This is a genomic window from Streptomyces sulfonofaciens, from assembly GCF_014656295.1.
Classification (GTDB): Bacteria; Actinomycetota; Actinomycetes; order Streptomycetales; family Streptomycetaceae; genus Streptomyces; species Streptomyces sulfonofaciens.
Genome location: NZ_BNCD01000022.1, coordinates 24,870 through 49,237, shown reverse-complemented (window position 1 = coordinate 49,237; position 24,368 = coordinate 24,870). Strand labels below are relative to the sequence as shown.

General features: G+C 71.8%; 22 protein-coding genes. 15 read left to right on the top strand and 7 right to left on the bottom strand.

The annotated features are described in order from the left end of the window. The first annotated feature begins 100 nt into the window (after positions 1 to 100). From IE313_RS28170 to IE313_RS28145, 6 genes are all read left to right on the top strand, one after another. Positions 101 to 1,261: a PP2C family protein-serine/threonine phosphatase gene (locus IE313_RS28170; protein WP_189937106.1), complete on the top strand. Its 1,161-nt coding sequence runs from the start codon at positions 101 to 103 to the stop codon at positions 1,259 to 1,261. 149 nt (positions 1,262 to 1,410) lie between these two features. Continuing rightward, positions 1,411 to 2,307, top strand: coding sequence for an STAS domain-containing protein (locus IE313_RS28165; RefSeq protein WP_189937217.1), 897 nt, complete (start codon positions 1,411 to 1,413; stop codon positions 2,305 to 2,307). After that, positions 2,304 to 2,714, top strand: coding sequence for an STAS domain-containing protein (locus IE313_RS28160; RefSeq protein ID WP_189937104.1), 411 nt, complete (start codon positions 2,304 to 2,306; stop codon positions 2,712 to 2,714). The genes IE313_RS28165 and IE313_RS28160 overlap by 4 nt, the downstream gene beginning before the upstream one ends. Then, complete coding sequence (locus IE313_RS28155; RefSeq protein WP_189937102.1) at positions 2,714 to 3,160, top strand: ATP-binding protein; 447 nt, start codon at positions 2,714 to 2,716, stop codon at positions 3,158 to 3,160. The genes IE313_RS28160 and IE313_RS28155 overlap by 1 nt, the downstream gene beginning before the upstream one ends. Next, the gene (locus IE313_RS28150; RefSeq protein WP_189937100.1) at positions 3,157 to 4,251 is read left to right on the top strand and encodes an ATP-binding SpoIIE family protein phosphatase; all 1,095 of its coding nucleotides are present in this window, start codon (positions 3,157 to 3,159) and stop codon (positions 4,249 to 4,251) included. Before IE313_RS28155 ends, IE313_RS28150 begins: the two co-directional genes overlap by 4 nt. Then, positions 4,248 to 6,023 (top strand): PP2C family protein-serine/threonine phosphatase, encoded by a 1,776-nt coding sequence (locus IE313_RS28145; RefSeq protein ID WP_189937098.1) that lies wholly within the window; start codon positions 4,248 to 4,250, stop codon positions 6,021 to 6,023. Before IE313_RS28150 ends, IE313_RS28145 begins: the two co-directional genes overlap by 4 nt. 142 nt (positions 6,024 to 6,165) lie before the next feature. On the opposite strand, the gene IE313_RS28140 is transcribed toward IE313_RS28145, so the two are convergent. After that, entirely contained in the window at positions 6,166 to 7,086 is a 921-nt protein-coding gene (locus tag IE313_RS28140; RefSeq protein ID WP_189937096.1) for an alpha/beta hydrolase, read from the bottom strand. 173 nt (positions 7,087 to 7,259) lie between these two features. On the opposite strand from IE313_RS28140, the gene IE313_RS28135 reads away from it, so the two are divergent. The 3 genes from IE313_RS28135 (at position 7,260) to IE313_RS28125 (ending at position 13,151) form a co-directional block, all read left to right on the top strand. Beyond that, the gene (locus tag IE313_RS28135) at positions 7,260 to 8,099 is read left to right on the top strand and encodes a helix-turn-helix domain-containing protein (protein ID WP_189937094.1); all 840 of its coding nucleotides are present in this window, start codon (positions 7,260 to 7,262) and stop codon (positions 8,097 to 8,099) included. 536 nt (positions 8,100 to 8,635) lie between these two features. Beyond that, a complete protein-coding gene (locus IE313_RS28130; RefSeq protein WP_189937092.1) occupies positions 8,636 to 10,924 on the top strand; it encodes a serine/threonine-protein kinase in 2,289 nt (762 codons plus the stop codon). A gap of 718 nt (positions 10,925 to 11,642) precedes the next feature. Beyond that, positions 11,643 to 13,151, top strand: a complete 1,509-nt coding sequence (locus IE313_RS28125; RefSeq protein WP_189937090.1) for a carboxylesterase/lipase family protein — start codon at positions 11,643 to 11,645, stop codon at positions 13,149 to 13,151. An 83-nt stretch (positions 13,152 to 13,234) separates the two neighbouring features. Here IE313_RS28125 and IE313_RS28120 read toward each other — a convergent pair whose 3' ends face one another. After that, positions 13,235 to 13,465: a hypothetical protein gene (locus IE313_RS28120; RefSeq protein ID WP_189937215.1), complete on the bottom strand. Its 231-nt coding sequence runs from the start codon at positions 13,463 to 13,465 to the stop codon at positions 13,235 to 13,237. A 385-nt stretch (positions 13,466 to 13,850) separates the two neighbouring features. On the opposite strand from IE313_RS28120, the gene IE313_RS28115 reads away from it, so the two are divergent. The 4 genes from IE313_RS28115 to IE313_RS28100 all read left to right on the top strand — a co-directional run bounded on the left by IE313_RS28115 (position 13,851) and on the right by IE313_RS28100 (position 16,649). Continuing rightward, entirely contained in the window at positions 13,851 to 14,207 is a 357-nt protein-coding gene (locus tag IE313_RS28115) for an ANTAR domain-containing protein (protein ID WP_229925027.1), read from the top strand. Between the two features lie 155 nt (positions 14,208 to 14,362). After that, the gene (locus IE313_RS28110; RefSeq protein ID WP_373317083.1) at positions 14,363 to 15,061 is read left to right on the top strand and encodes a YqjF family protein; all 699 of its coding nucleotides are present in this window, start codon (positions 14,363 to 14,365) and stop codon (positions 15,059 to 15,061) included. After that, positions 15,009 to 15,761 carry a hypothetical protein gene (locus tag IE313_RS28105; protein ID WP_229925025.1) on the top strand — a complete coding sequence of 251 codons (753 nt, stop codon included), beginning with the start codon at positions 15,009 to 15,011 and terminating at the stop codon, positions 15,759 to 15,761. The genes IE313_RS28110 and IE313_RS28105 overlap by 53 nt, the downstream gene beginning before the upstream one ends. 267 nt (positions 15,762 to 16,028) lie before the next feature. Beyond that, positions 16,029 to 16,649, top strand: coding sequence for a DinB family protein (locus IE313_RS28100; RefSeq protein WP_189937085.1), 621 nt, complete (start codon positions 16,029 to 16,031; stop codon positions 16,647 to 16,649). A gap of 222 nt (positions 16,650 to 16,871) precedes the next feature. Here IE313_RS28100 and IE313_RS28095 read toward each other — a convergent pair whose 3' ends face one another. Further along, positions 16,872 to 17,402: a hypothetical protein gene (locus IE313_RS28095; RefSeq protein ID WP_189937083.1), complete on the bottom strand. Its 531-nt coding sequence runs from the start codon at positions 17,400 to 17,402 to the stop codon at positions 16,872 to 16,874. Positions 17,403 to 17,549: 147 nt separating this feature from the next. Between IE313_RS28095 and IE313_RS28090 the strand changes: the two genes are divergently transcribed. Continuing rightward, a complete protein-coding gene (locus IE313_RS28090; RefSeq protein WP_189937081.1) occupies positions 17,550 to 17,918 on the top strand; it encodes a sulfotransferase domain-containing protein in 369 nt (122 codons plus the stop codon). 355 nt (positions 17,919 to 18,273) lie between these two features. On the opposite strand, the gene IE313_RS28085 is transcribed toward IE313_RS28090, so the two are convergent. The 4 genes from IE313_RS28085 to IE313_RS28070 all read right to left on the bottom strand — a co-directional run bounded on the left by IE313_RS28085 (position 18,274) and on the right by IE313_RS28070 (position 22,965). Beyond that, positions 18,274 to 19,170 (bottom strand): aminoglycoside phosphotransferase family protein, encoded by an 897-nt coding sequence (locus IE313_RS28085; protein WP_189937078.1) that lies wholly within the window; start codon positions 19,168 to 19,170, stop codon positions 18,274 to 18,276. A 139-nt stretch (positions 19,171 to 19,309) separates the two neighbouring features. Continuing rightward, positions 19,310 to 19,924: an ATP/GTP-binding protein gene (locus tag IE313_RS28080; protein WP_189937077.1), complete on the bottom strand. Its 615-nt coding sequence runs from the start codon at positions 19,922 to 19,924 to the stop codon at positions 19,310 to 19,312. 295 nt (positions 19,925 to 20,219) lie between these two features. Next, on the bottom strand, positions 20,220 to 21,764 hold the full coding sequence (rox, locus tag IE313_RS28075; RefSeq protein ID WP_189937075.1) for a rifampin monooxygenase: 1,545 nt from the start codon (positions 21,762 to 21,764) through the stop codon (positions 20,220 to 20,222). 415 nt (positions 21,765 to 22,179) lie between these two features. Then, the gene (locus tag IE313_RS28070) at positions 22,180 to 22,965 is read right to left on the bottom strand and encodes an SDR family oxidoreductase (RefSeq protein WP_189937073.1); all 786 of its coding nucleotides are present in this window, start codon (positions 22,963 to 22,965) and stop codon (positions 22,180 to 22,182) included. 309 nt (positions 22,966 to 23,274) lie between these two features. On the opposite strand from IE313_RS28070, the gene IE313_RS28065 reads away from it, so the two are divergent. Then, a complete protein-coding gene (locus IE313_RS28065) occupies positions 23,275 to 24,234 on the top strand; it encodes a zinc-binding dehydrogenase (protein ID WP_189937071.1) in 960 nt (319 codons plus the stop codon). Positions 24,235 to 24,368 lie beyond the last annotated feature (134 nt).

Below are 24,368 nucleotides of genomic sequence, written 5' to 3'. Positions count from 1 at the left end.
GGCTAGACATGGCTTGGATGACCGGCACGGTCGACCCGGGCGACTCCGTCGCCCCGGCAGGGCCGGCGCGTGTCCGGCGAAGGATGGGTGCAGTTACCACGTGAACAGTTTTGTGGCCGCCGAGCGCGCGCTGCGCAGAGCGGCAGCCCACGAGCTGCCCGACGCCGTCCGACGCGTCCTGGTCGAGCAGTACGCGGCGGAGTCCGTCGAGCTCTACCTGGCCGACTACGGCCTGACGGTGCTCCAGCCGGTGCCCGGCCAGGGGCAGGACTCGGCTCCCCTGTCGATGTACAACAGCCCCGCAGGCCGCGCCTTCGGCTCCCAGGAGCCCTTCGTGGAATCCGGCAGGGAGGGGAGGGTGCGCGTCCACCTCCCGGTCAGCGCGCGCGGCGACCGGCTCGGCGTGCTGTCGGTGACCCTGGCGGACGCGGACCACGCACGCGCCCGCCTCGCGGAGTTGGCGGACATCGCCGAAGTCCTCGGGCACGAGGTGGTCGTGGCCGAGCGGGACACCGACGTCTACCTGCGGGCCCGGCGCAAGGACCGTCTCACGCTGGCCGCCGAGATGCAGTGGCACCTGCTGCCGGGGCGGTCCTGCACGAGCCCGGAGTACGAGCTGGGGGCCCAGTTGGAACCCGCCTACGCGATCTTCGGCGACAACTTCGACTGGTCCGCGACGGCCGACCGCCTGATGCTCTACGTCACCAACGGCATGGGAGAGGGCATAGAGGCCGCCCTGCTGACGAACCTCGCCGTCAACGCGCTGCGCAACGCGCGCCGGGCCGGCCTCCCGCTCGCCGACCAGGCCGCGCTCGCCGACCAGGCGGTCTACGCCCACTACCGCGGCCGCTCCTATCTGTCCGTGCTCATGCTCGACTTCGACCTCACCACGGGCCGGGTCCAGGTGGTGGACGCCGGCTCGCCTCAACTGCTGCGCCTGCGGGGTGGCACGGTGCAGCGCGTCGACTTCGAGGCGCAGCTTCCGCTGGGCATGTTCGAGGAGACCGACTACGTGGCCCAGGAGTTCCGGGTCGAGCCCGGTGACCGGCTCCTCTTCGCCAGCGACGGCGTCTACGCGGTGGCGTCCCCGGGCGGAGAGCCCTACGGCGACGCCGCCCTGGCCCGGGCGATCACGTCCAGTCGCCTGCTGCCCGCCGCCGAGGTCCCGCGCGCCGTCCTGCGGGAGCTGACCGGCCACCGCGGCAGACCCGACCCTGACGACGACGCCCTGGTGATGTGCGTGGACTGGCGCGGACGGTGATCGCACGGCGGCCGCCGGCCCGGGTGGACGGCATGTGATCGATCACCGGTTGTTCGCCCGACAGCCCCGGCGCTAATGTTTGTCGCACGGCAATAATGGGCTGAAGGGGTGTACACCGACGACCGCTGCGGCCCATGACGAGGAGGACGATACCGGTGTCGGAGCAAGACGCGGCCCAGGAGGCGGCAGAGTGGGTGGGCGCTTTCCTCACCCGGCGCCGGGAGCAGATCGCGCAGCGCTGGGCGGACGCCACGCTGTTCCGCACCGTTTTCACACTCTCGCGGGACGAGTCGGTGGAGGCGTGCAAGACAGTGATCGATGCTCTGGCGACGGTGGCGACGTCGGGCAGGCTGGACGACATCACGGCGCCCGCTTTCGGCACCGTGCGTGATCAGCTCGGCAGGATGGCAGCCAGCAGGGCGTGGACCGGAAGCAGCTCGGCCCAGATCGCCGACGAGGTCGCCGATCTGCGGGAGCCGGTCACCTCGGTGCTGCGCGAGGAGGTCACCGACCAGTCGGACGCCGCGGCACAGGACTCCCTGCTCGCACTGACCGTCCTGATGGGCACCCTGCGCCTGGTGATCATGGAGACGACGCTCATGGCCGGTGAGGAACTGATCGAGCGGCAGCGGCAGCAGCTCATGGAGGTGGCCACGCCGGTGATCTCCCTGTGGGAGAACATCGTCGCCGTACCGCTGATCGGCACGCTGGACAGCGCACGCAGCCAGGTGGTGATGGAGAGCCTGCTGGACGCGATCGTCGCGCAGCGCGCCCGCTACGCCATACTCGACATCACCGGGGTGCCCACGGTCGACTCGCTCGTCGCCCAGCACCTGATGAAGACGGTGGCCGCGGCCCGGCTGATGGGCGCCGAGTGCATCGTCTCCGGCATCCGCCCCGCGATCGCCCAGACCATCGTCCAGCTCGGCATCGACCTCAGCTCGGTCATCACCCGCGCCACCCTGGCCGACGCCCTCGCCTATGCGCTCGGCCAGCAGGGCGTCGAGTTCTCCTCCGGCCCGGCGACGGGTGCGGGCACCCGATGAGCGCTCCCTTCTCCGGCCAGGCGTCCCCGGTGTCCGTGCTGGCGTTGAAGGACGTGTTGCTGGTCACGTTGCAGGGCGAACTCCACGACGGGATGGCCGAGCAGCTCCAGCAGGACATCACGGAGCGGATCGCGAACAACAAGGTGACCGGAGTGGTGATCGACATCTCCGGCGTGGAGATCATCGACTCGTTCCTGGGGCGTGTCCTCGCCGAGATCGCCTCCATCACCGAGCTGCTCGCCGCCCGGACCGTGCTGTGCGGCATGCGGCCCGCGGTGGCCATCACGCTGGTCGAGCTCGGCCTCTCGCTGCCCGGGCTGACCACGGCCCTGGACGTGGACCGCGCCATGGAACTGCTCGCCCGGACGGCGCCCGCCGCACCACCGGGCAGTGAGGGGCGTTCGTGATGGCGGACTCCCTCCGCACCGGCGGGACCAGCCTGCCGATCGGATCCGACGCGGATCTGGCGTGGGTGCGGCAGGAAGTGCGGCAGGCCGCCGCCGAACTCGGGTTCAGCCTGGTCCAGCAGACCAAGCTGGTCACCGCCGCCAGCGAGCTGGCCCGGAACACGCTCGTGCACGGGGGCGGCGGCGAGCTTGAGATCACTCGCCTGGACCGGGGCAGCAGCCTCGGGCTGCGACTGTGCTTCACCGACAACGGTCCGGGCATCAGCGACATCGAGCTGGCGATGACCGACGGCTACACGACAGGCGGCGGCCTCGGTCTGGGACTGAGCGGGGCGAAGCGCCTCGTGCCGGACTTCGACCTCGTCACCGAGCCCGGGGCGGGCACCACCATCACCGTCACCGCCTGGGTCTACACCGTGCCGTCCGCGCGCCTGGAGGCGCCATGAGCCTGGTGTGGGACATCCCGGTGCACGACTCGACGCGGGTCCGGGACGTCCGGGTGGCGGCAGAGGCGGCCGGCACACGGGTCCGCCTCGGGCCCGACCGCACCGCGGTCGCCGCGCTGGTGGCCACCGAGCTGGCGACCAACCTCCTCAAGCACGGCGGAGGCGGCCGCGTCGTGATCAACCTCGTCGACGGTGCGCCGGCTCCGGGCGGCGCCCGCGGCCCCTCCGTCCAGTTGGTCTCCCTGGACCACGGGCCGGGCATCGCCGATGTCGCACAGGCGCTGCGCGACGGCTACAGCACCGCGGCGGCCTCCCTCGGGGCCGGCCTCGGCACCTGCCGCCGTGTGTCCGACGCCTTCGACCTGCACAGCGTCCGCGGCCGGGGAACCGTGGCGACGGCCCGCGTCGACCCCGAGCCCACCGCTTCCGGAGCGCTTGCGCACCGGTCGGCGCCGGAGCCGGGCGCCGGGAGCGGCCCCGATCCGTACGCCGGGGGCATCAACGTGCCGCTCGCGCGGGCGGAGCACTCCGGAGACGCCTGGACCTGTGTCCGCGCGGACACCCAGGTGACCCTGATGCTCGCCGACGGGCTCGGCCACGGCCCCAAGGCGGCCCAGGCATCCACCGCCGCGGTGGAGGAGCTGCGCCGCACCGCGCACCTGCCCCCGGCCGACCTGATGCGGCGCCTGCACAAGGCGCTGCGGCCCACCCGGGGCGCGGCCGTCGCCGTGGCGCAGCTCGACCTGGTCTCCGGGCAGCTCCGCTTCGCCGGAATCGGCAACGTCTCCGCGCGGCTGCGCACGGGCGGCGCCTGGCAGGCGCTCGTCTCCCATCCGGGCATCGTCGGTGCCCACTTCCCGGCCACGGTGCCGGTGCGGCAGGTGGCGTGGCCGCAGGACGGCCTGCTCGTGCTGCACAGCGACGGACTGCCCAGCCTCTGGACTCCGCCCGAGGACCCGTATCTCCTCGCCCGCTCCCCCGCCGTCGTGGCCGCGGCCATCCTGCGGGACGCCAGCAGCGCCGCCCGGCCGCTGCGCGACGACACCAGCGTGGCCGTACTGGCCACCCGACGCCCGGACCCGCTGCCATGACCGCTGCCTTCGCCACCTGGAAGATCGGCTCGCCCGCCGACGCGGCCCGCGCACGCACCATCGCCGCCCGCCTCACGACCGCTGCCGACGTACCGGTCCTGGACCGCGCGCGATTCCTGACCGACCTCACCGTGCAACTGCGCCAGTGCCTCGGCCAGGGTGGCGCCTGGGAACTGCTCGTCACCACCCGGAGACCCGCCGGGGGCGAGGACGGGCAGATCACGGTCTGCCTGCGCCCGGTCGGCCGGCCCCGGCAGCCGCCCTGGCAGCACACGCTCACCTGCGCCCAGCCGGTGCCGCCGGGCAGCGTCGAACTGACCGGCCCGGACGCCGCCGAACTGGCCGAGGACGTTTTGACCGCGGGCGAGGACATCGGCGCCGTGCTGGAGCGGCTGGACGACCGGGAGAGGCTGGTCGGCCTGTACCGCGAGGAACTGCACCAGACGAACCAGGGTGTCCTCGCGCTGCACGCCGAGCTGGACGCCACCGCACTGGCCCAGCGCGAACTGCTCGAAGCGGAGCGGGCCGCACGGGCCGAGGCGGAGAACGCCCGCAATCTGCTGAACTTCCTCGCCGAGTCGAGCGCGACCATCACCGCCTCGCTCGACCACGAGGACATCCTGCGCAAACTGCCCGGCCTGCTGGTCCCCGAGTACGCCAGCGACGTGGACATCTGGCTCTTCGACGAGGAGGAGATACCCGCGGCCGGCAAGCGCACCACGGTCGCCCGCAGCGGCCGCCCCGCCCCCGCGGTGGCCGCCGCCCGCACCGGCCGGCCTCAGCACGCCGCCGCTCACCCCGGCGGCCTGCCCGGCGTCGTCGACCGGCCGCCCTCCGTGCTGTCCCCGGACCGGCCGCTGCTGTGCATCCCGATCACCGCACGCCGGATAGTGGGCGTCCTGACACTGACCGCGCCCGGCCCCCGCTTCGATCCCGACACGTGCGTCATGCTGATCGAACTGGTCCGGCGCACCGGCATCGCCCTCGACAACGCCCGCCGCTTCCAGCAGCACAGGGACACCGCCGAGGCCCTCCAGCACGCCCAGCTCACGGAGCTGCCGAACGCGAAGGACGTGTGCCTGGCCGCCCGCTACCTGCCCGCCACCCGTGGCCTCAACATCGGCGGCGACTGGTACGACGCGTTCCCGCAGCCCGACGGGAGCCTCCTTGCGGTCATAGGGGACGTCACCGGGCACGGACTGCGTGCGGCGGTGATGATGGGACAACTCCGCACCGCGCTGCGCGCCTACGCCGTCGAGGGCGACAGCCCGGGCCGGATCCTGACCCGGCTGCACGCCATGCTCCTGCACCAGCAGCCCGAGCTGTACGCGACCGCCGTCATCGTGCGCCTGCGCCCCGGCGACCCGGACGTCGTCTGGGCGAGCGCCGGCCATCCGCCCGTCATCGTCCGCGCCCCGGACGGCACCGTGCAGGTCACGGACGCGAAACCGGGCGTCATGCTCGGCGTGCCCGTGCCCTTCAGGTACGAGGACCACACCGTCACCCTGCCGCCGGGCTCGACGCTCGCCCTGTACACCGACGGTCTCGTCGAGCGGCGCACCCTCGGCATCGACCCCGGCATCGCACGCCTCGCCCAGGCACTCGGCGCACTCGGCACCGCGGACTTGGAGCAGGACCTGGACGCCTCCGCCGAGTCACTGCTCAAGACCATGCTCTACGACTCCGAACGGGACGACGACGTCTGCCTGCTGCTGTGCCACACCGTCGCGGCCCCGGGGGCAGGCACCGTGCAGGAGGCTCCCGGCGGTTGACCCCGGCGGCCTCACCACGTTCTCGCTCCGCCGCGCACCGGTGCTGCACGGCCGGTGCCCAAGGGGCTTCGCCGCGCTCCGGTGGGCGTCTGCCCGGGTCGACTTGGCGTGGCTGCGCCGTCGGGGGTCCAGGGCCGGCCGACTACCCGTGCTCGGCGAGGCGGCCATCGAAGAAGTCGCTCAGCCTGGCGACCGCGGGCGTGACGTACTCGTCCTTGTCGTAGAGGTCGCAGTGCGTGGCACCGTCGATCCGGAGCAGGTCCTTGGGACCCGCGGCCCGCTGGAACGCCTCGATGCTCATCCATGCGGTCACCGCCTCGCGTCCGACGATCATCTGCAGCGGGCGCGGGGCGAGCAGGTCGAGGCGGTGGAAGGCGTCGAAGGCGGCCATGCGATCGACGCTGGTCCAGGTCAGTGCCCTGGCCGAGCGCGGGTGTCGGGCCCGGGGGGTGCAGTAGTACTCCCAGCCCTCGAAGACGTGGGGGCCGCCTCGGCGCGCTTCCTCCTCGGTGTCGGGGAACAGCCCGAAGGTCCGCACACCCTCGCCGCGGGCCTCGGCGGTGCGTGCCGCCGCGGCCGCCTCCAGCATGCTCCGCAGGACTGCGGGTTCCTGGGTGCCGTCGGCGCCGAGGCGGAACTGGCGGCCGATGTCGACGGCGCTGACGGTGCCGACGGCCCTGATGCGGTGATCCGTCGCAGCGGCGGCGAGGGCGTACCCGCCGGAGGCGCAGATCCCCAACACACCGACGCGCTCCGGGTCGACCTCCTCACGGGTGGTGAGGAAGGAGACGGCGGCCTTGTGGTCCTCGACCCGGTGGGCCGGGTCCTCCAGGCCGCGCGGTGCGCCCTCGCTCTGCCCCTGGTAGGCGGCGTCGAACGCCAAGGTGACGAAACCCCGCTCGGCCAGGCGCCGTGCGTACAGGCCGGCGGCCTGCTCCTTCACGCCGCTGCCGGGGTGGCCGACGACGATCGCGGGCCGCGGGCCCGCGGCCCCGCCGTCGGGGACGTGGAGATGACCGGCGATCTTCAGGCCGGCGCTGGGGAAGGTGACATCCACCCTCATGGCGATGTGCTCCAGTGGTGTGGCAGGTGCGGGTCGCGGTGAGCCCGGTGGCCGGTCCGGTGTGCTGGCCACGTCCTCAACGGTCGCGCCGCCGGGCAGGCGGTGCCAGGGAGGGCCCTGCCTATGCAGCCCAGTACCAGGCACACGGCCGTGAGCGCGCGCACACTGAATGCATGGGACACCGTGACGCTCCCGGCGGCAGCGCGCTGGGCGAGTTCCTGCGCTCCCGCCGTGCCGCTCTTGACCCGCACCAGGCGGGGCTGGCGGACGACGGGCGGCTGCGCCGTGTGCCGGGCCTGCGCCGTGAGGAGCTGGCCCAGCTCGCGCATGTGAGCGTCGACTACGTCGTCCGGCTGGAACAGGGGCGCACCCGCCGTGTCTCCCGTCCGGTCCTGTACGCGCTCGCCGACGCGCTCCAGCTCGCCCCGGACGAACGGGACTACCTGCTCACCGTCGCCGACGTCGCTCCCGCCACCGCGGCACGGCAGCCGGGCCGACCGGAGGCCGGCCCGCGGCTGCGGCAGTTGCTGGACACGATGCCCGACGTCCCGGCGATGGTGCTGAACCGCCGCATGGACGTGCTCGCCTGGAACCGGGGGGCTGCCGCCCTGCTGACCGACTTCGGCGCCCTGTCCCCGGCCGAGCGCAACCTGATCCGGCTGACCTTCCTGGACGACGCCTTCCGGGCCCTGTATGCGGACTGGTCGCGTGCCGCCCGCGAGTGCGTCGCCGTCCTGCGCATGGAGGCAGGACGCGCCCCCCGCGATCCGTCCCTGAGCGCGCTGGTGGGTGAACTCAGCGTCCACGACGCGGACTTCCGTGCGTGGTGGGCCGACCACCGCGTGCGCGGGCCGCGGCAGCTCGCCAAGACCTACCGCCACCCGGTCGCCGGGCCCCTCACCCTCGACGTCCAGCAGTTCTCCGTCGACACCCACCCCGACCAGCAACTGATCGCCTACACCGCGGAGCCGGGCTCTCCTTCCCACGAGGCGCTGCGCCTCCTCCTCCAATGAACGGCTCCCGTCCTGCTCTGCCCAGGTCGCCGGGGGGTGGCATGGTGTGCAGGGGGTACTCCTCGCCGACCGGGACATGGCCGGTGGCAGGCAGGAGCTGAAGGCCCGCCCCCAACCCGTTCGGTCACATCGCGGCATCGGTGTTCCTGTCGTCGTGGGTTGCGGTGGGAAGGTCCGGTCCGGGAGGGGAAGTCCGTGGCGGAGGCGCTGACGTGGACGATCGAGCAGCGGGTGCTGCCGGCGGAGGTCGCCGGGCGTGCACGCGGGGAACTCAGCGGGGCGGACACGGGGTTGGCCCGACTGGAGGTGGCGGAGGTGGTGTCCGGCCGGGGGCCGAAGCGGCGGACGGCGCCCGACGTGCCGGGTCGACCGGCTCCGGGGCCGGCCGGGACACCGCAGGGGGCACGGGACCGGTGGCCGGTGCGCTCCTGCGCGGGAAGACGGGCGGTGTCCGCTGTCGCCCGGGTCCCGTGCCGTCTGGGGGCACGGTCTACGCTGCCGAGTGAGAACCGCTTACCGCCGGGGGGCTTGGGACCGTGGACGACCGGGATCTGATACTCGCTGACCGCTACCGCCTGGTCCGCCCGCTGGGGCGCGGCGGGATGGGCGAGGTGTGGGAGGCGCAGGACACCAGTCTGCGGCGGCCGGTCGCGGTCAAGGTGATCTCGATCCTTGCGGGTGGCGGCAGTCGGGCCGACGAGGCGCGTGCCCGGTTCCTGCGGGAGGCGCGGATCACCGCCGCGCTTCAGCATCCTCATATCGTCACCGTCCACGACCTCGGTGAGGCAGCCACCGGCGAGGGCACGACGCCGTTCCTCGTGATGGAACTGCTCCGGGGCGAGGGCCTGGACTCCGTCGTCCGGCGCGGACCTGTCGGCGAAGAGGAGGTGGCGCGGTGGGGGGCGCAGGTGTGCGAGGCGCTGGGCGAGGCCCATGCCGCCGGCGTCCTCCACCGCGACATCAAGCCCGCGAACCTGTTCGTCGCGGCCTCGGGCACCCTGAAGGTGCTCGACTTCGGCATCGCCCGCGCCGCCGACCCCTCGGCCAGCGGTGACCGGCTGACCCACACCGGGTTCATGGTGGGCACGGCCGCGTACATGGCACCGGAGCAGGCACGCGGGCGTCCCGAGCAGCGCAGCGACCTGTACTCCCTCGGGTGTGTGCTGTTCGAACTGCTGACCGGACGGCTGCCGTTCGACGCCCCGGACACCCTCGGGTATGTCACGGCGCACCTGCACGATCCGCCTCCCGCGCCGAGCAGCCTCGTGCCGGGTGTCTCCGCACCGTGGGACCGCCTGGTCGGTCGGCTGCTGGCCAAGGACCCCCGCGAGCGACACGAGTCGGCCGCCGTGCTCGCCGACGAGCTGCGGCGCCTCGGTGGTGTGCCGCAGGCCGTACCCGCGGCCCGTCGCTACACCCCCACCGTCGCCGACCGGGGGGAGCACGGGGCGGCTTCCACGTCCTTGGCCGCCCCGGTGTCCGGCGATCTCGCTGCGGCCTCCACGGTTCAGGCCCCCGCCGGGCCGTCCGGTGGAGCGGGCATGAGCCGGCGCGACCTGCTCGTGCGCGGCGCGGGCGTCGCCGCGGTCGCGGTCGCCGGAGGGGCGGCGGCGATGTACCTGACCGGTGACCCCGAGCGGGACCCGGTCGCCTGGTCGCAGAAGATCGCAGACGTCGACGTGATCAACTCCGACGGTCCTGACGTCGTCCTCGCCGACGGCCGGTGTCATGTGGCCGCCGGCCACTACTACAAGGAGACCGCCGCACTCCACACCTTCGACCTTGCCACCGGCAAGCCCCTGTGGAAGGTGGCCCTCCACGTGCGCTGGGCCCGGGAGACACGCTTCACGGTCGTCCGCGGCACGGTACTCGCCCTGACCGACGACTCCGATCACAAAGGTGGACAGGTGCACGCCTTCGACGCCGCCACCGGCGAGCGCCGGTGGCAGCGGTCACTCTCCCTCAGTGCCATGGGGCTGCATGTGCACCGGCCCAGCGGCCTGCTGATCAGCGGAGAGGACGGTCTGGTGATCGGAGTCGATCCGCGCACCGGCGAACAGCGGTGGGTGATCGACGTGTCCTCCCCCTACGACGCCTCGTTGATGCCGGCCGGCGACCTCATCCTGTGCAGCGGCGGAACCGCGGTACTCGGCAAGACGGGCAAGAAGCTGTGGACGCGCTCCGGCTTCCAGCCGCAGGGCGACCTGGCACAGCCCCTGGGCGAGGGCCTGCTGTGCTACGAGGCCGGAAGGACGGCCCCCGTCGACCTCGTCTGCCGCAAGGCGGACACAGGCGAGGTGATGTGGCGGAGCCCGTTCAAGAAGACCAAACCGGACACCTTCGTCTCCGGGGCCTTCCAGCCGCTCGACGAGCTGGTGTCGGGCACCACGGTCTTCCTTCCGCTGGCCGCGGGGTCCCGGCAAAGACCGACCGCGCTGAACGGACTCACCGGCGAGCAGACCTGGACCTACGGGAGTACATACCAGCAGGTCGACCTGCAGGAACAGGGGACGACGAGCGTGGCGGGCGGGTTCGTCCTGCCCACGGGATCGGGACCGGTGTGCCTGGCCGCCGACGACGGCAGGCAACGGTGGCGCGCCGATGCCCCGAGAGTGCAGACCACCGGCGAATACGCCCTGCTCTCCGAAACGGGGCAGGCACGCGTGCTCCAGCGCTGGACCAGCACGCGGATCGTCGGAGTGGAGCACGGCCGAACCCTCTGGACAGGGCAGTTCGACAGCACGGCCATGAGCGAGCCCGCCGCGAGCGGCAACTCGATCGCCATCCTCGACGGCAGCGGCACGGTGTGGGTGGTGCGCGTGTGACCTCGCGGGGCGGGAGAGCGGCCGCCGCCGGCTGCCCCGGGTGTGCGGGACCGGCACAGGTGCCATGCACCCGTGCCGGTCCCCCGCGGGTGCCGCGCACCGCACATCCGGGGCCACGGCGCGCACGCCTCGCCCCCGGCGGGAGAACCGACCGGGAAACGCGCGCCGCCGTGGAGGCCGCCGACCGGAAAACGCGAGCCACCGTGGAAGCCGCCGGTGGGCCGCGGCGACGCACGGAGCCAGACGTCCGGGCCGACCGGGACCATGCACGAGCCTGGGCTGCCGTCGTCGCAGGCACCCGGGGCGAGCGGGTCGCCCTGGTGCCGAACCGGGCTCCGAGCAGGGAGCCGGAGCTGCTGCCCTCCACCTCAACGCAATGCCCTTGCGTTAGACAACGCAAGGGCATTGCGTTAATGTCGGGCGGAAGCAGGACCCGCCGGCCGGACGGCGGGATCCCGTGGCGGCGTGCGGACTCCAGCCGCCCGCCGCCGCAAGCCCGGACGACCTCTCTCGCCGCCGCATTCGGGCTGTGCTGCCTCGTCGGGGCATGCACCGGTCCCGCTGCGGGCTGCGGTCCGGCCGCCTCCGGCTGCGCCCCGGGCACGGGAGACCTCGCCCGCCGGCACCGCGCGGCAGGTGATCGTGCCGGAGGCGACTGCCCCGTCCAGGCGCACAGCAGGACCCCAACGCCCCGCCCACCGTCCTCGGGAGAAGGAACATGCGTCAGAGCCCCGAAGTGCGTACCGCCAACGGCGTGGTACGAGGCCGGTACGAAGGCCGCCTTGCCCTCTTCCGCGGTATCCCCTTCGCCCAACCTCCGCTGGGGCCCCGCCGCTTCTCAGCCCCCAAGGCCGCGGAGCCGTGGGACGGCGTCCGCGACGCGGACCGGTTCGGCCCTTCCGTTCCGCAGTCCACCGTGTTCGCCGATCCCGCTTCTCCCGCGCCCGTGCCGGACGGGTCAGGCGACTGGCTCACCCTCAACGTGTGGTCGCCCGATCCCGGCACCGCGAACCTGCCCGTGATGGTCTGGATACACGGTGGCGCCTACCTCATGGGGACGTCGGCCGACCCGATGTACGACGGGTCGGCCATCGCCCGGGAGGGCGTCGTCTACGTCAGCCTGAACTACCGCGTCGGGATGGAGGGCTTCGCGCACATCGAGGGAGCACCCGACAACCGCGGCCTGCTGGACCAGGTCGCCGCCCTGCGCTGGGTGCGTCAGAACATCGCCGCCTTCGGCGGGGACCCGGGCAACATCACCGTCTTCGGCCAGTCGGCCGGGGCCGGTTCGATCGCCGCACTGCTCGCCATGCCCTCGGCCAGGGGCCTCTTCCGCCGCGCCGTGGCCCAGAGCGTCCCCGGTACGTTCCTCTCCCGCGCGTTGGCAGCCGACGTCGGTGCCACGGTCGCGGGTGAGTTCGGACTGCGCCCCACCGTGTCCGACCTGGCCACCGTGCCGCCCGCGCGGCTCCAGGCAGCCGGTGACGCGGTCACGCGGAAGATGGCGGAATTCGCCGACCGCTGGGGAGTACTGAGCCGTACCCCGACGCCGTACTCACCGGTCGTCGACGGTGACGTCCTTCCCGCATCGCCTTGGGACGCTCTCCGTGCGGGGGCCAGCCGCGACGTCGACCTGCTCGCCGGACACACCCGGGACGAGTTCCGCCTGTTCACCACGTTGAACGGGGGTGGGCCACGGGGAGTGACCGCCGAGCAGGCGGCCGCGGCCCTGGAGGCGTTCGGTCCCGGCCCGACGGGGGGAGCGGCCTATCGCACCGCCCACCCCACCGCCACTTTCGGCCGACTCCACGAACTCGTCAGCTCCGACTGGTTCTTCCGCATGCCCACCCTGAAACTCGCCGAGGCGCACGCGGCAGGCGGCGGACGGACACGCATGTACACACTCGACTGGTCCCCCACGCCGCTGGGTGCCGCGCACAGCCTCGACACGCTGCTCGTACTGGGCAACCTGCGCGGCCCCATGCTGTCCACGCTCCTCCTCGGTCCTGACCCCGGCGAGGAGGCGGAACGCGTCTCCCGCGACATGCGTGACGCCTGGGTGCGGTTCGCCGCCACGGGAGAGCCCGGCTGGCCCCGGTTCGACGGACGCCGCCGGCTCACCCGCGTCTACGACCGCGAGGCGTCGACCGTGCCCTACCCCGAGGAGACCTCCCGCTCGATCTGGGCGGACCACGAGTTCGGCGTTCTCGGCCTCAGGCGGTGCTGAGCAGCACCGCCGCGCCGCCGGTCCTTCCGCGAGAAAGCGGCCGGCGGTTGCTCCCCCGCCAGGTCGCCGCCCGGCCGGGCGGTCTAGTCGGACTTCTCCTTCTCGTAGTGGGCGAGTGCCAGACCGAGGCCGAAGAAGGTGGGCGCCCACTCACCCACGAAGATCCCCCACCGGTCCGCCCGGTCCATGCCCGCACCGGGCTCCTTCTGGAGCGAGCCGTACCAGGCAGCGACGGACAGGCCGATGGAGATGAAGGCGGCGCAGTAGGCGTGCTCCGACTTCATGCCCTTCTCGTGCAGCATCTTGACGATCATGGATTCTCCAGGCGACTCGGCGATGCTTCCTACGAGCAGGGTCATGGACGGTCCCACGGCCCGCATCTGGATCAGTCGATCACCCTGGGCAACCGGGGAGTCACCAGCCCGCCCCGCACCGGGGGCAGGCGTCTACCGGACGGCCGGGCCACGCCGCCCGACCGGCCCCATGGGCGGCGCCGCAGGGGTGGAGCGGACGACGGCGGCGCCCGTGGAACCAGGCCCGGGAATCATGGAAGCGGCCACTTGCGGACCGGCGCCGCGGCAGCGAGCTCGCGGCGTCGGACCGGAGTCGAACCGGAGTCGAACCAGTAGGGATATGTCGCACATCAGGGGGCAGGCGCACCACCGACGCGGACACCCCACCCTCCAGCGGGAGCCCCCCTTGAAGCAGCACACCGACCAGCCCCTGCACGAAGTCATCCCTGCCCCGGCAGCCCGGATCCGGCAGTTGGAGGACGAGGTCACCCAGCTCCACCAGGCGATCGACTCCCATGCAACGATCGACCAGGCTCTCGGCGTGCTCGTAGCCGTCGGACACGTCTCCCCCGCCGAGGCGTGGGACGTGCTCCGGAAGACGTCCATGCACACCAACATCAAGCTCCGGCACGTGGCCGAGCTGATCGTGATCTGGGGTGAGAACGGCCACCTGGCGGCAGACATCCGGCACGAACTCGCTCGACGGCTCCATCCCCGCCTTTCCGCCGTCGCCCCCTACAGCGGCACTCCGTCCGCGAACTGAAGGCCCCCGCCCGGCCCGCCCCCGCTCGTCCCGTCACACCCCGCTCACCTGGTCCACTCCCGGCTCATCCGGTCGCGCGGGTCCTGGCCTGCATGTTTCCGCTCACCCGGGTCGGGCACCCGCCCCGCGTGGTGGGACATCGAGCGGAGCAGCGGATCCGTTTCCCGGTGTGTCGGGTCGGCTGGCTGACCCAGACATTCGTGCACTGGCCCTTCCCACCGGACCTGGTGCAGGCCCTGCTGCCCGAGGCGCTGGCCGTGGACGTGTACGAAGGGGCGGCCTGGGTGGGGTTCACGCCGTTCCTGATGGCGGACATGCGTCCGGCCGGTACCCCCGCGGCGCTGCCCGCCTTGCCGACGTTCGCGGAGACCAACCTGCGGACCTACGTCCGCCACCGCAACGGACAGGACGGGCTCTGGTTCCTCTCCATCGAAGTGGCCTGCCCTCTGCTCACGGCGGCTCGTGTCATCGGTGCGCCGTACAGCCCGGGGAGGCTGGGTGTCTCCGCACACGGGGACACCGTCTCGTACGCCGGTGCACGGCGGGGCGGTACGCCCTCCTACCGTCTGGTCGTGCGCCCCGGTGAACCGATGGTGCCGACGGACCGTGACGTGTGGCTGACCTCGCGCTGGCGGGCGTTCACTCGCAGCCTCGGCACGCTCTGGAAGACGCCGACCGAGCACGAGCCCTGGCCGCTGGCACGTGCCGCTGTCGACGTCCTGGAGGAGACGCTGACCACCGCGGCCGGTCTCCCCCGGCCCGTCGACGAGCCCGTGGTCCACTTCTCGCAAGGAGTCAGGCATGTACGCCTCGGGACACCCAGGCCCTGCCCGTCATGGCCGCGCCGCGCCTGACCCCGACCGGTACGGCGGCGGCAGGGGCTCCCGCCCTCTGCGTCTGCGCTTCGACGGATGGATCGCGGGGATCGGCACCTCCTGCGGAACACGCATCGTGCTGGGGCACTGGGAGCGGTCGCCCTTCGGGGCGTTCAGCGATGTCATGCTCGAACGCGCGGACGGGGAACGGCTGCTGCTTGCCCCCACCAGGGAGACGGCCGACTTCGTCAGCTCCGCCTACGCCTTCGAGGCGGTGCGCCTCACACCCGTCGACACTCGCGTCGAGAGGAACACCTGGGCCGTCACCGCGGGGCCGCTGGACCTCAGCTTCACCACGGGTCGGCCAGGGCCCCTGGGATTGGTGCTGCATGCCGTGCCCGGCGCGGTGGCCGGCCGTCCGGCATGGGCCACACTGATGAACCCGCCCGCCCGCCTGCTGCTGACCGGCGTGCGGACCCGGGGCAGGGTCGGCGCGGGGGCCCGGGGCAGGGTCGGCGCGGGGACCCACCAGGGCGCACGGCCCGGCGGTCCCCTCCGCCGCCAGTGGTACGGCGCCCGGGACCTGCGGCCGATCGTCTCGGTCTCCGCGCTCTTCGAAGGCGTCGACCTCGGCGGGGTGGCTCCCGTCGCCCCCGCCGTGCGCTTCGGCTTCGGTTCGGTGCCCCGGACACCCGCGCTCGCTCGGATCACGACGACCATGGAACCGGCCCCGGGGTGAGGAACGCCGTACGTGCCATCTTGGGGTGAGGAACGCCGTGCGTGCCGCATGCACGCCGGGTGCACGCCGACATGCCCCGAGGCCGCCGCTTCCCCCCTCGCCGGGCACGCCGCCTCGGTGGGCCTGCGGCCCGACGGCCCCCATGCCGGTCGCCCGGTCCCCCGGCCCGTCGTTCACCATCCGGTCGCTTCCGCTTCGAAGGCCGGCGGCGCCTTGCGTTCGTGCCGTGGAGCCCGATTGTCAGTGGCGGGTGGAAAACTGCCCGGCATGATCGAAACAAGCCCGAAGGCCGACCTTCTCCGTTACCTGCAAGACGGGCGTGACGCCCTGGTGTGGAAGCTCGACGGGCTCTCGGAGTACGACGTCCGCCGCCCCCTGACCGCCACGGGCACCAACCTGCTGGGGCTGGTCAAACACATCACCGGTGTGGAGCTCGGGTACTTCGGCGACACGTTCGGGCGGCCGTTCTTCGACGAGGAGCCGCCGCCCTGGTGGTACACGGAGGACACGGAGCCCAACTCGGACATGTGGGCCACCGCGGACGAGTCACGCGAGGACATCGTCGAGCTGTACCACCAGGCGTGGCACCACTCCGACGGTACGATCGCGACGCTGGCGCTCGACGCCATCGGCCGCGTCCCGTGGTGGCCGGAGGAACGACGGGAGGTGACACTGCACCACATCCTGGTGCGCGTCATCTCCGACACCCAGCGGCACGCCGGCCACGCCGACATCGTGCGAGAGCTCATCGACGGATCCGTCGGGTACCTGGCGGCCAAGGACAACATGCCACCGGGAGACCAGACCTGGTGGAAGAACCACCGCCGCCGGCTGGAGCGCGTGGCGCGGGAGGCAGCCGGTGACTCTGCGCGCAGTCCCAAGCTCTGACCTGCGAAGGCGTAGCAGATCAGAGTTCCGTCGGGCCGGTGGGTCACTGGTATGTGTGTCTGGGGCTGTCCCGTAATCCCGGTGGATCGGCGAGCGGCGTCAGATGCGGACAATCGCACGGCGGAGGGCCGCCCTCGTACCGGGTCGTACGTGGGCGATCCCGACAACGCGGCGAGTGGCCGTAGCCGGCCTCGGGAGCCCGCTGGGGATCACGGGACACCCTTAGGTCACGAGAATGGGCCGGCCGGGGCGTTCGCGCCACCGCTCGGCCTCGGCGTCCCATGTGAATCTGACGAGATACCCGCTTCTGGACACCGTCATCGCCGTCCAGTGTCCCGCGTTATCCCAGTGGATCGTCCCTGCCGCGCCGGGGCGTCGGTCGGCTTCACCGACTGGTGCATCGGCGTCGCACAGCGCGGGCAGTTGGGCCAGGGCCTCGGGCGCGATGTCCACACGCATCTCGATCTGCCAGCCGTCCTCGGTGCGGAGGTGGATGGCGTGGATGTCGTCGGCGGGCTCGTCCAGGCTCGCCCGGGCCTGGCGCCCAATGAACCGGCGCAGGATGTCGCGGGTCCCCGTGCTCATCCCCTTCGCAAGGGCGTTGCCGAAGTACGTGGAGATCGCCTGCAGGAACGGCGTAGCTGCCATGCTTGCTACGACGAGCACCACGTCCGACGCCACTTCAACGACCGCGGCCGCGGTGTCGTCCGGGGCTTCGGGCGCATCTGGGACGTCGTTGCGTTCGCTGCTCATGAACCCCCCGCTTGATCACTGCCAGGTGCAAGTCATCGAGCACTCCAGAATATGCCCCGGCAGTTGGCCGAAGCACATGATTCCGCCGAAGGCCGAGCCTCCCCTTGAGCCGGGGTTGCTGCGGCCGGTTTACATCCCTCAATCGATGTGACGTACATCACACTGCCAGGACCCACCGGCGCGAGCCGCCTCCACGACTGGACCGACTTCTACGGCGCGTGGCACGAAGCGGCGGGCGCCTACCCGCACATGACGGTCACGACGTTCGAGGACCTGAAATCCCGTCCCGTACCGACCCTGCAGAAAAATCTGCAAGACCTTGGGATTTCAGTTGCCGAGAACGTTCTCACAGAGGCGGTCGAGCGCAGCAGCTTCGCGAACATGCGGGCGCACGAGGAGAAGCACCCCGACGATGAAGAGAAACATCCCATGATCAAGACCCGCATCATGCGGAGCGGAACACCACAGGAATGGCACCGCTGGATGACACCAACCATTGCGCAACGATTCGGGTAAGGACCCCATGCCTACCGTGGCGCGCCACTTCGGATACCAAGCACAGACAGAGCCTTGAGGTCTGTCCCGTAACTGCGGTGGCAAGGCGATACCCCTTGCTCTATCCGTCGAGGGCACCCGCGAGGGCCTGGCCGCCGCCCGCGCCCAGCGCCTGGGCCGCCCGCGATGGCGCCCGAGCAGGTCCGCACGCGCGCGCCCCGCTCGCCCAGCCGGACGCGACGGCCGCCTCCATCGCTTAGCTGCTGGGCGTCACTCGGCCACGCCGAGGCCCCGTCCGGTGAACACCCGGGCAAGCCGCCTGGTCTGAGGCGCGATTTCGACCTCGGACGATGAAACGCAAGCGCGGAAGCATGCATCAGATGCCCTGCAGAACACGATCGAGTGCCGCCCTGCCCACCGGTCCCCAGTTCGGCTTGCCGCCGGGAAGGCCCCTGTCTCCGTTCTGCCCCATGAGCATCAGGAAGAGGCTCTTCAGGGCGGCCAGCCCGCGGGCGCGCCGGATCGCCGCCTCGTCCGCGTTCGCGTACACGTCGAAGAACCGCGAGGCCGTGCCCGCAGGCAGCAGCACCCATGCGGCGGCGAGGTCCCACGCCGGGTCGCCGGCGAACATGCCGCCGAAGTCGACGACACCCGAGAGCGTTCCGTCCGAGACCACGACGTTCGCGGGATGGAGGTCGCCGTGCACCCACATCGGCGGGCCCTCCCACGCATGGACCGCGACGGCGTCGTCCCAGACGGCCCGGACGTCGACAGCGATGTCGTCGGGGGCAACGGCCTTGAAGAAGGTCTCGAAGCCGTCCGTGCAGTTCCTGGGGTGGGCACCGCGGTCCGTGGCGGTCGGCGCCTCGGCGGGAGCCTCAACATGGAGCGCCCGGAGGAAGCCCGCCAGCGTGTCGGCCGCGTGGGCGCCGCGGGTGATCGAGCCGTGGTCCAGCGGCTCGCCGGGGACCCACGTCATCACGGTCCAGTGCTTGGGGAATCGCCCTGACGGTTCGCCGAACCGCACCGGGATCGGCACCGGGAGCGGCAGGCGCGGGGCCAGCACGGGTAGCCATCGCCGCTCCTTGAGCTGGAGCTCCGGGGTGGGGTCCATGCGCTGCATGCGCACGGCCAGCGCGTCCCCGAGGCGCCACATCTGGTTGCCCCAGCCGCCCGCCACCTCGCGGATCGCCAGCCCTGCGAGGTCTGGGTGTTGTTCCTGCAGCAGGTTGCGCACCAGGTCTGCGGTGATCTCGATCTCGGTGTCGGTCATGCGGAGTCAGAGTACTGGGTCAGCAGCCGACGCCCAGCCCGACGCCGCCGGCCCGCGACCATGCGCTCGGTCACACGACCGGCTGCGCAGGGCGGCCCCGCCGGTCCTCCCGATCCAGCCTGAGGAGCCCCGGAGGAACTCACAGGGCCAACCGCGAGATCGTCGAACTGATCGCGGCCACACGGCTGTTCAGGCGGTCCGCAGGGACGTCGATGAGTTCGTACCCGAACTCACGGTAGCTCTGCTCGTGCACGCCTTCGAAAACCAGCGACTGCTGGAAACTGATCCGACGGGCACTGGTGGGTTCACAGAATCCCAGATTGCGGATGAAGAACACCTGCCGTTCATAGATCCCCTCGGAGGTGATCCGCTCGATCTCCGTAGCAAGTGCGCGAGACACACCCAGCCCCAGATATCCGGCGAGCGCGTAGGTGCAGACCGGAGACCGGTCAAACACCTGGACAGGCTCAGTGGAAGAGGTCCCCAACTGCCGCTTCCTCTGCAGATCGACGACCTGGTCGATGAAGGACGTCCGTGTCCACGGCTCGTCCTCCCCCCGCGCCTGGGCCTGTGCGACAACTGCGGTCGCCGCCTCCTCGACGACCGCGTAGCCGAGCTCGGCCAGGCAGCGCAGGATCGATGTCTTGCCCGCTCCCGGCGTACCGGTGAGAACGTACCGTCGCGTGATCGGCAGCCCTTTCGTCCATGCGGGTACCGGCCCACCGGCACCCGGACGGGCCTTGGCCCGAGGCATCGGGGGCATGGGCCCCCTGGGGATGGAAGTGGCGTGGGACGGGAGCGGGCCCTCGAACGGCGCACGTGCCGGAGGCGCCCGTCACACCCAAGGCGCACATCAGGTTGGCCAAGGCCGCATCGCTCAACGTCACGCCGCCCTCCAGTACACCCTGGCGAAGGAGTCTCGGCAACCACCCCGGCCGCAGGACCGGAGCCAGGGCCCTGCGGCTGATGCCGCCTTACGATCTTCCGATGGTCTGTGGCCGCGGGCCGTCGCCATGCTCCTCACGGGCTTTCCGGCCGCTCGGGCGTGCTCAGTCGGCGGGCTTGCCGAACCAGCGGGAGAGGTGGTCGTCCAGGTCCTTCTGATCGTCGCCGATCCAGGCGACGTGGCCGTCGGGGCGTAGCAGGACGCAGGGAACATCCAGTGCCGCGGTGGCGTCCGCGAGGTGATCGACCCGGTCCGACCAGCCACCGGCGGTCAGGCGTTCGGTGCGGTCCAGCAGCAGGCCGCGGCCGCGATGCAGCAGACCGTAGAGGTGGCCGTCCTTCACGTCGATGTCGGGCAGGCGGCGGCCGAGCAGGTCGGGGCCCTCGCCGAAGTCGTAGCGGATGCCGATCGCGGTGATCTTCTCGATCAGACGGCGGTTCACCTCGTCGAAGTCCATCAGCTCGGTGAGCAGCCTGCGCACGGCCCGCGGGCCCGGTTCGGTGGAGTGCAGTTCCATCTGGGCGCGGGTGTTGTCCAGCACGTCCTCGGCGACCGGGCGGCGTTCGGCCTGGTAGGTGTCCAGCAGTGCGGCGGGCGCCCAGCCGCGGATCTGTGCGGCCAGTTTCCAGCCGAGGTTGAATGCGTCCTGCACGCCGAGGTTGAGGCCCTGTCCACCGGTGGGCGGATGGATGTGTGCCGCATCGCCGGCCAGCAGCACCCGCCCGACCCGGTACCGCTCCACCAACCGGGTGGCATCCCCGAAGCGGGACATCCAGCGCGGTGAGTGCACCCCGAAATCGGTTCCGGCGATGGTGCGCAGCCGTTGTCTGAAATCCTCGAGGGTGGGTGGTTCCGCGCGGTCGCCGACGCCCGCGGCGGGGACCACCACGCTGTACACGCCTCCACCGAAGGGCCTGAGCCGGAGTCGCTCGTTGGTCCTGCCGATTTCCGTCACCTTGGCGGCGATCTCCTCCTGCGGCACACCCACTTCCATCTCGCCCATCAGCGTGTCGGTCCGCGAGGGCTCGCCGGGGAAGCCGATGCCGAGCAGTCTGCGCACCGTACTGCGCCCGCCGTCGCAGCCGACGAGATAGCGCGCACGCAGTTGTTCGCCGTCGGCCAGCTCGACGGTCACACCCTCGTCGTCCTGCTCGAAGCCGGCCACCGCACACCCGCGCCGGACCTGCGCACCCAGTCGGGTCGCATGCTCTTCGAGCAGGCGGACGATGACCGGCTGCGGGATGCCCAGCAGATAGGCGTGCGCGGAATCCAGTGTCTTGGGAGCGGGTTTGTCGATGGCGGCGAAGAATCCGCCGGCCGGACGCCGTCTTGCGTGTTCGCGCACACGCTCCAGCAGTCCGCGCATGTCCATCAGCTCGATACTGCGAATATGCAGACCGACAATGCGGACGAACGAAACGGGCTCGGTTTCCCTCTCCACGACGAGGACCCGCACACCGTGCAGCCGTAGTTCGGCGGCCAGCATCGCGCCGGTCGGCCCGCACCCGGCAATGATCACGTCGAACACGAGGGGCGCGCGCTCGGCACCGGAGGCCGACGAACGCAGTCCGGGGACGTCGCCCACGGTGAAGTCGGGCTCGACCGTGTCGTTCGACGACGACTCGGCGGTGCACTGCGGAGATTCCATAGGTGTTGCCTTTCGGGAGTGCCTTGCGGGCAAGGCGCTCCCGGCGACACCTTACGTCAATCGCCCGACCGTGACGGCAAGGGGGAGCACCCACGTCGATACAGCGTTCACGGGTCTCACCTCCTCGGGCGGTGTCGCGGTCGACTGCAAGCTACAAGCCCGAGCAACACCCCGTCCATCCCTTTTCCCGGCCACCTGATCACGACTTAGGGCGGGCGCGTGCGGTTGCGGGGCGTATCCGGCGCGGCGGCCTGGTCGGTCAGGCGCTCGACGAGCGCGAGCGGCCGCGCGGGGCCCACGGAGCGAGGTGACCGGCTGCCCCTCGCGCACCGCTGCCGCCTGCGCGGCCGGTAGGTCGCGCTGCCGGAGGACGCCGGCGTCCCGGCGGGTCCGGCCGGGCAGTTGGACGTCAAGTTCAGGGCCGGCGCCAGTCGTTGCCGGTCAGATGGGAACCGGCCTGGGGGCCCATGCGGACCATACCGCCGTCGACGACCCAGGAGGCCCCGGTGGTGTAGGACGCCTCGGGACCCGCGAGGAAGGCGATGACCGAAGCCACCTCACGGGCGTCCCCGGGCCGGCCCAGCGGTATGCCGGGGCGGTCCTTGCGTGCGACGTCCTCGTCCTCCTGGCCGGTCATGGGCGTGGCGATCTCTCCCGGCGCCACCGCGTTCGCCGTGATGCCGTACTCGGCGAGTTCCAGAGCCATCACCTGGGTCAGCAGCCCGAGGCCGCCCTTGGCCGCGCAGTACGGCGCGGCGCCCACGCGCGGCTGGTGCTCGTGGACGGAGGTGACGTTGACGATCCGGCCTCCCCTGCCCTGTTCGACCATCCGCTGCGCGGCGCGTTGGGAGCACAGGAGGGGGCCGACCAGGTCCACGTCGAGAACCTGCCGCACCGTGGCATGGTCCAACTCCAGGAACGGCGTCGAGGTACCCGTGCCGGCGTTGTTGACCAGTACGTCAAGGCCGCCCAAGGCGTCGGCGAGGGTGTCGACGACGCCTGCCGCGTCCGGCAGCTCGGTGAGATCGAGCCGGGCGACATCAGCCCGGCGACCCGCCGCCCGTACTTCCTCGGCGGTCTCCAGCGCGCCCTTCTCGTCGGTGTGCCAGGTGATGCCCACGTCCATGCCCGCCTGAGCCAGCCGCACGGCGGTCGCCCGCCCGATTCCGGAATCCGCGCCGGTCACCACTGCAACAGACATCCCTGCCCCTTTCCCTCGCGCGTGCCCGCGTCCCCGGTCGACGGGCTCTTCCGCTGCCCCGGACGGGTTCCACCTGTCCGCCTCCGCAAACGATCGAACCCGGACGTGGACGGCTGCCGGCGGGGGTGCGGCAGCGCCGCGAGGCGGGCGGCGCGCTCGGAGTCCTGTCGGAGGTGGTGGGGCGCAGGGCAGCGGTGGCAGGCAGCGCCGGGCCGGGCCGGGGCGGCAGCCAACCGCTTGTTCACCAGCGGCTACTGACGCGGCGGTAGGCTGCCGCGGTTCCACCTCGATTGAAGCTTGGAGTGATCGATGAAGGCCTTCCGATACGTGGCCAAGGGCGCCCCGCTGCAGTGCGTCGACCTGCCGGACCCGGTGCCGGACCCCGGCTGGGTCGTGGTGGACGTCGACGTCGCCGGGCTGTGCCACTCCGACGTCCACATGATCGACGGCGTGATCGAGCCCGCTCCCCGGCCGCCCTTCACCCTCGGCCACGAGGTGGCGGGCACCGTCTCCGCCCTCGGCGAGGGGGTGGAGGGCTTCGCGACGGGTGACCGCGTGGCCGTCGCGATCATCGCGCATCCGCAGGTCCAGGCGTACTACGCCCCGGGTATCGGCATCGACGGCGGTTACGCCGAGCGCCTGGTGGCACACGCCTCCACCCTCGTGCCCATCCCCGACAGCGTCTCCACGGTCCACGCGGCCGTCGCCACGGACTCGGTCGTCACCGCCTACCACGCGGTCCGCACTGAGGCCCGGGCCAAGCCCGGCGATGTGATAGCCGTGGTGGGACTGGGCGGCCTCGGCCTCAACGGCGTCCGTACCGGAGTGATCGCGGGAGCCACGGTCTACGGCGTGGACATCAACCCCGACACCTTCGAGGCGGCCCGCAAGGCAGGCGCCCGCGACTGCTTCACCGATTTCACCGCGCTGGCGGACCTGCGACCCGACGCCATCATCGACTTCGCCGGTGTGGGCTCCACGACGTCCGACGCGATCGACGCCGTACGCCGCCTCGGACGTGTGGTCCTGGTCGGTCTCGGTACGAAGAGCACCGCCTTCTCCAACGGCACCTTCATCCGCAAGAGTGTCGAGCTGCGCGGCTCGTACGGAGCCGGCAAGGACGAGTACCAGCAGGTGCTGGACTTCATCGCGGAAGGCAGGATCGAACCGGTCGTGGAGGAGATCCCCTTCGCCGACCTCAACGAAGGTCTCGACCGGCTCCGCCACGGCAAGGTACGCGGCCGCCTCGTGACCCGCCCCAGGGGCTGACCCCCCAGAGCCGCGCCCCGCTCCCGCATGCCTCTTCCGGAGCGGGGCCCCGCCGGGAGTGGGCCCCGTGCGGCGTGCGTGGTCCGCTCCCCTGCCCGCCGGTGCGGCCCCGTACGGTCGACGCACCGAGGCGC

Coding starts and splice junctions, on each gene's coding strand:
- IE313_RS28160 (WP_189937104.1), top strand. CDS start 2,304: ATGAGCGCTCCCTTCTCCGGCCAGGCGTCCCCGGTGTCCGTGCTGGCG.
- IE313_RS28155 (WP_189937102.1), top strand. CDS start 2,714: ATGGCGGACTCCCTCCGCACCGGCGGGACCAGCCTGCCGATCGGATCC.
- IE313_RS28150 (WP_189937100.1), top strand. CDS start 3,157: ATGAGCCTGGTGTGGGACATCCCGGTGCACGACTCGACGCGGGTCCGG.
- IE313_RS28145 (WP_189937098.1), top strand. CDS start 4,248: ATGACCGCTGCCTTCGCCACCTGGAAGATCGGCTCGCCCGCCGACGCG.
- IE313_RS28140 (WP_189937096.1), bottom strand. CDS start 7,086: ATGAGGGTGGATGTCACCTTCCCCAGCGCCGGCCTGAAGATCGCCGGT.
- IE313_RS28135 (WP_189937094.1), top strand. CDS start 7,260: ATGGGACACCGTGACGCTCCCGGCGGCAGCGCGCTGGGCGAGTTCCTG.
- IE313_RS28125 (WP_189937090.1), top strand. CDS start 11,643: ATGCGTCAGAGCCCCGAAGTGCGTACCGCCAACGGCGTGGTACGAGGC.
- IE313_RS28120 (WP_189937215.1), bottom strand. CDS start 13,465: ATGATCGTCAAGATGCTGCACGAGAAGGGCATGAAGTCGGAGCACGCC.
- IE313_RS28105 (WP_229925025.1), top strand. CDS start 15,009: ATGTACGCCTCGGGACACCCAGGCCCTGCCCGTCATGGCCGCGCCGCG.
- IE313_RS28100 (WP_189937085.1), top strand. CDS start 16,029: ATGATCGAAACAAGCCCGAAGGCCGACCTTCTCCGTTACCTGCAAGAC.
- IE313_RS28095 (WP_189937083.1), bottom strand. CDS start 17,402: ATGAGCAGCGAACGCAACGACGTCCCAGATGCGCCCGAAGCCCCGGAC.
- IE313_RS28085 (WP_189937078.1), bottom strand. CDS start 19,170: ATGACCGACACCGAGATCGAGATCACCGCAGACCTGGTGCGCAACCTG.
- IE313_RS28080 (WP_189937077.1), bottom strand. CDS start 19,924: ATGCCTCGGGCCAAGGCCCGTCCGGGTGCCGGTGGGCCGGTACCCGCA.
- rox (WP_189937075.1), bottom strand. CDS start 21,764: ATGGAATCTCCGCAGTGCACCGCCGAGTCGTCGTCGAACGACACGGTC.
- IE313_RS28070 (WP_189937073.1), bottom strand. CDS start 22,965: ATGTCTGTTGCAGTGGTGACCGGCGCGGATTCCGGAATCGGGCGGGCG.
- IE313_RS28065 (WP_189937071.1), top strand. CDS start 23,275: ATGAAGGCCTTCCGATACGTGGCCAAGGGCGCCCCGCTGCAGTGCGTC.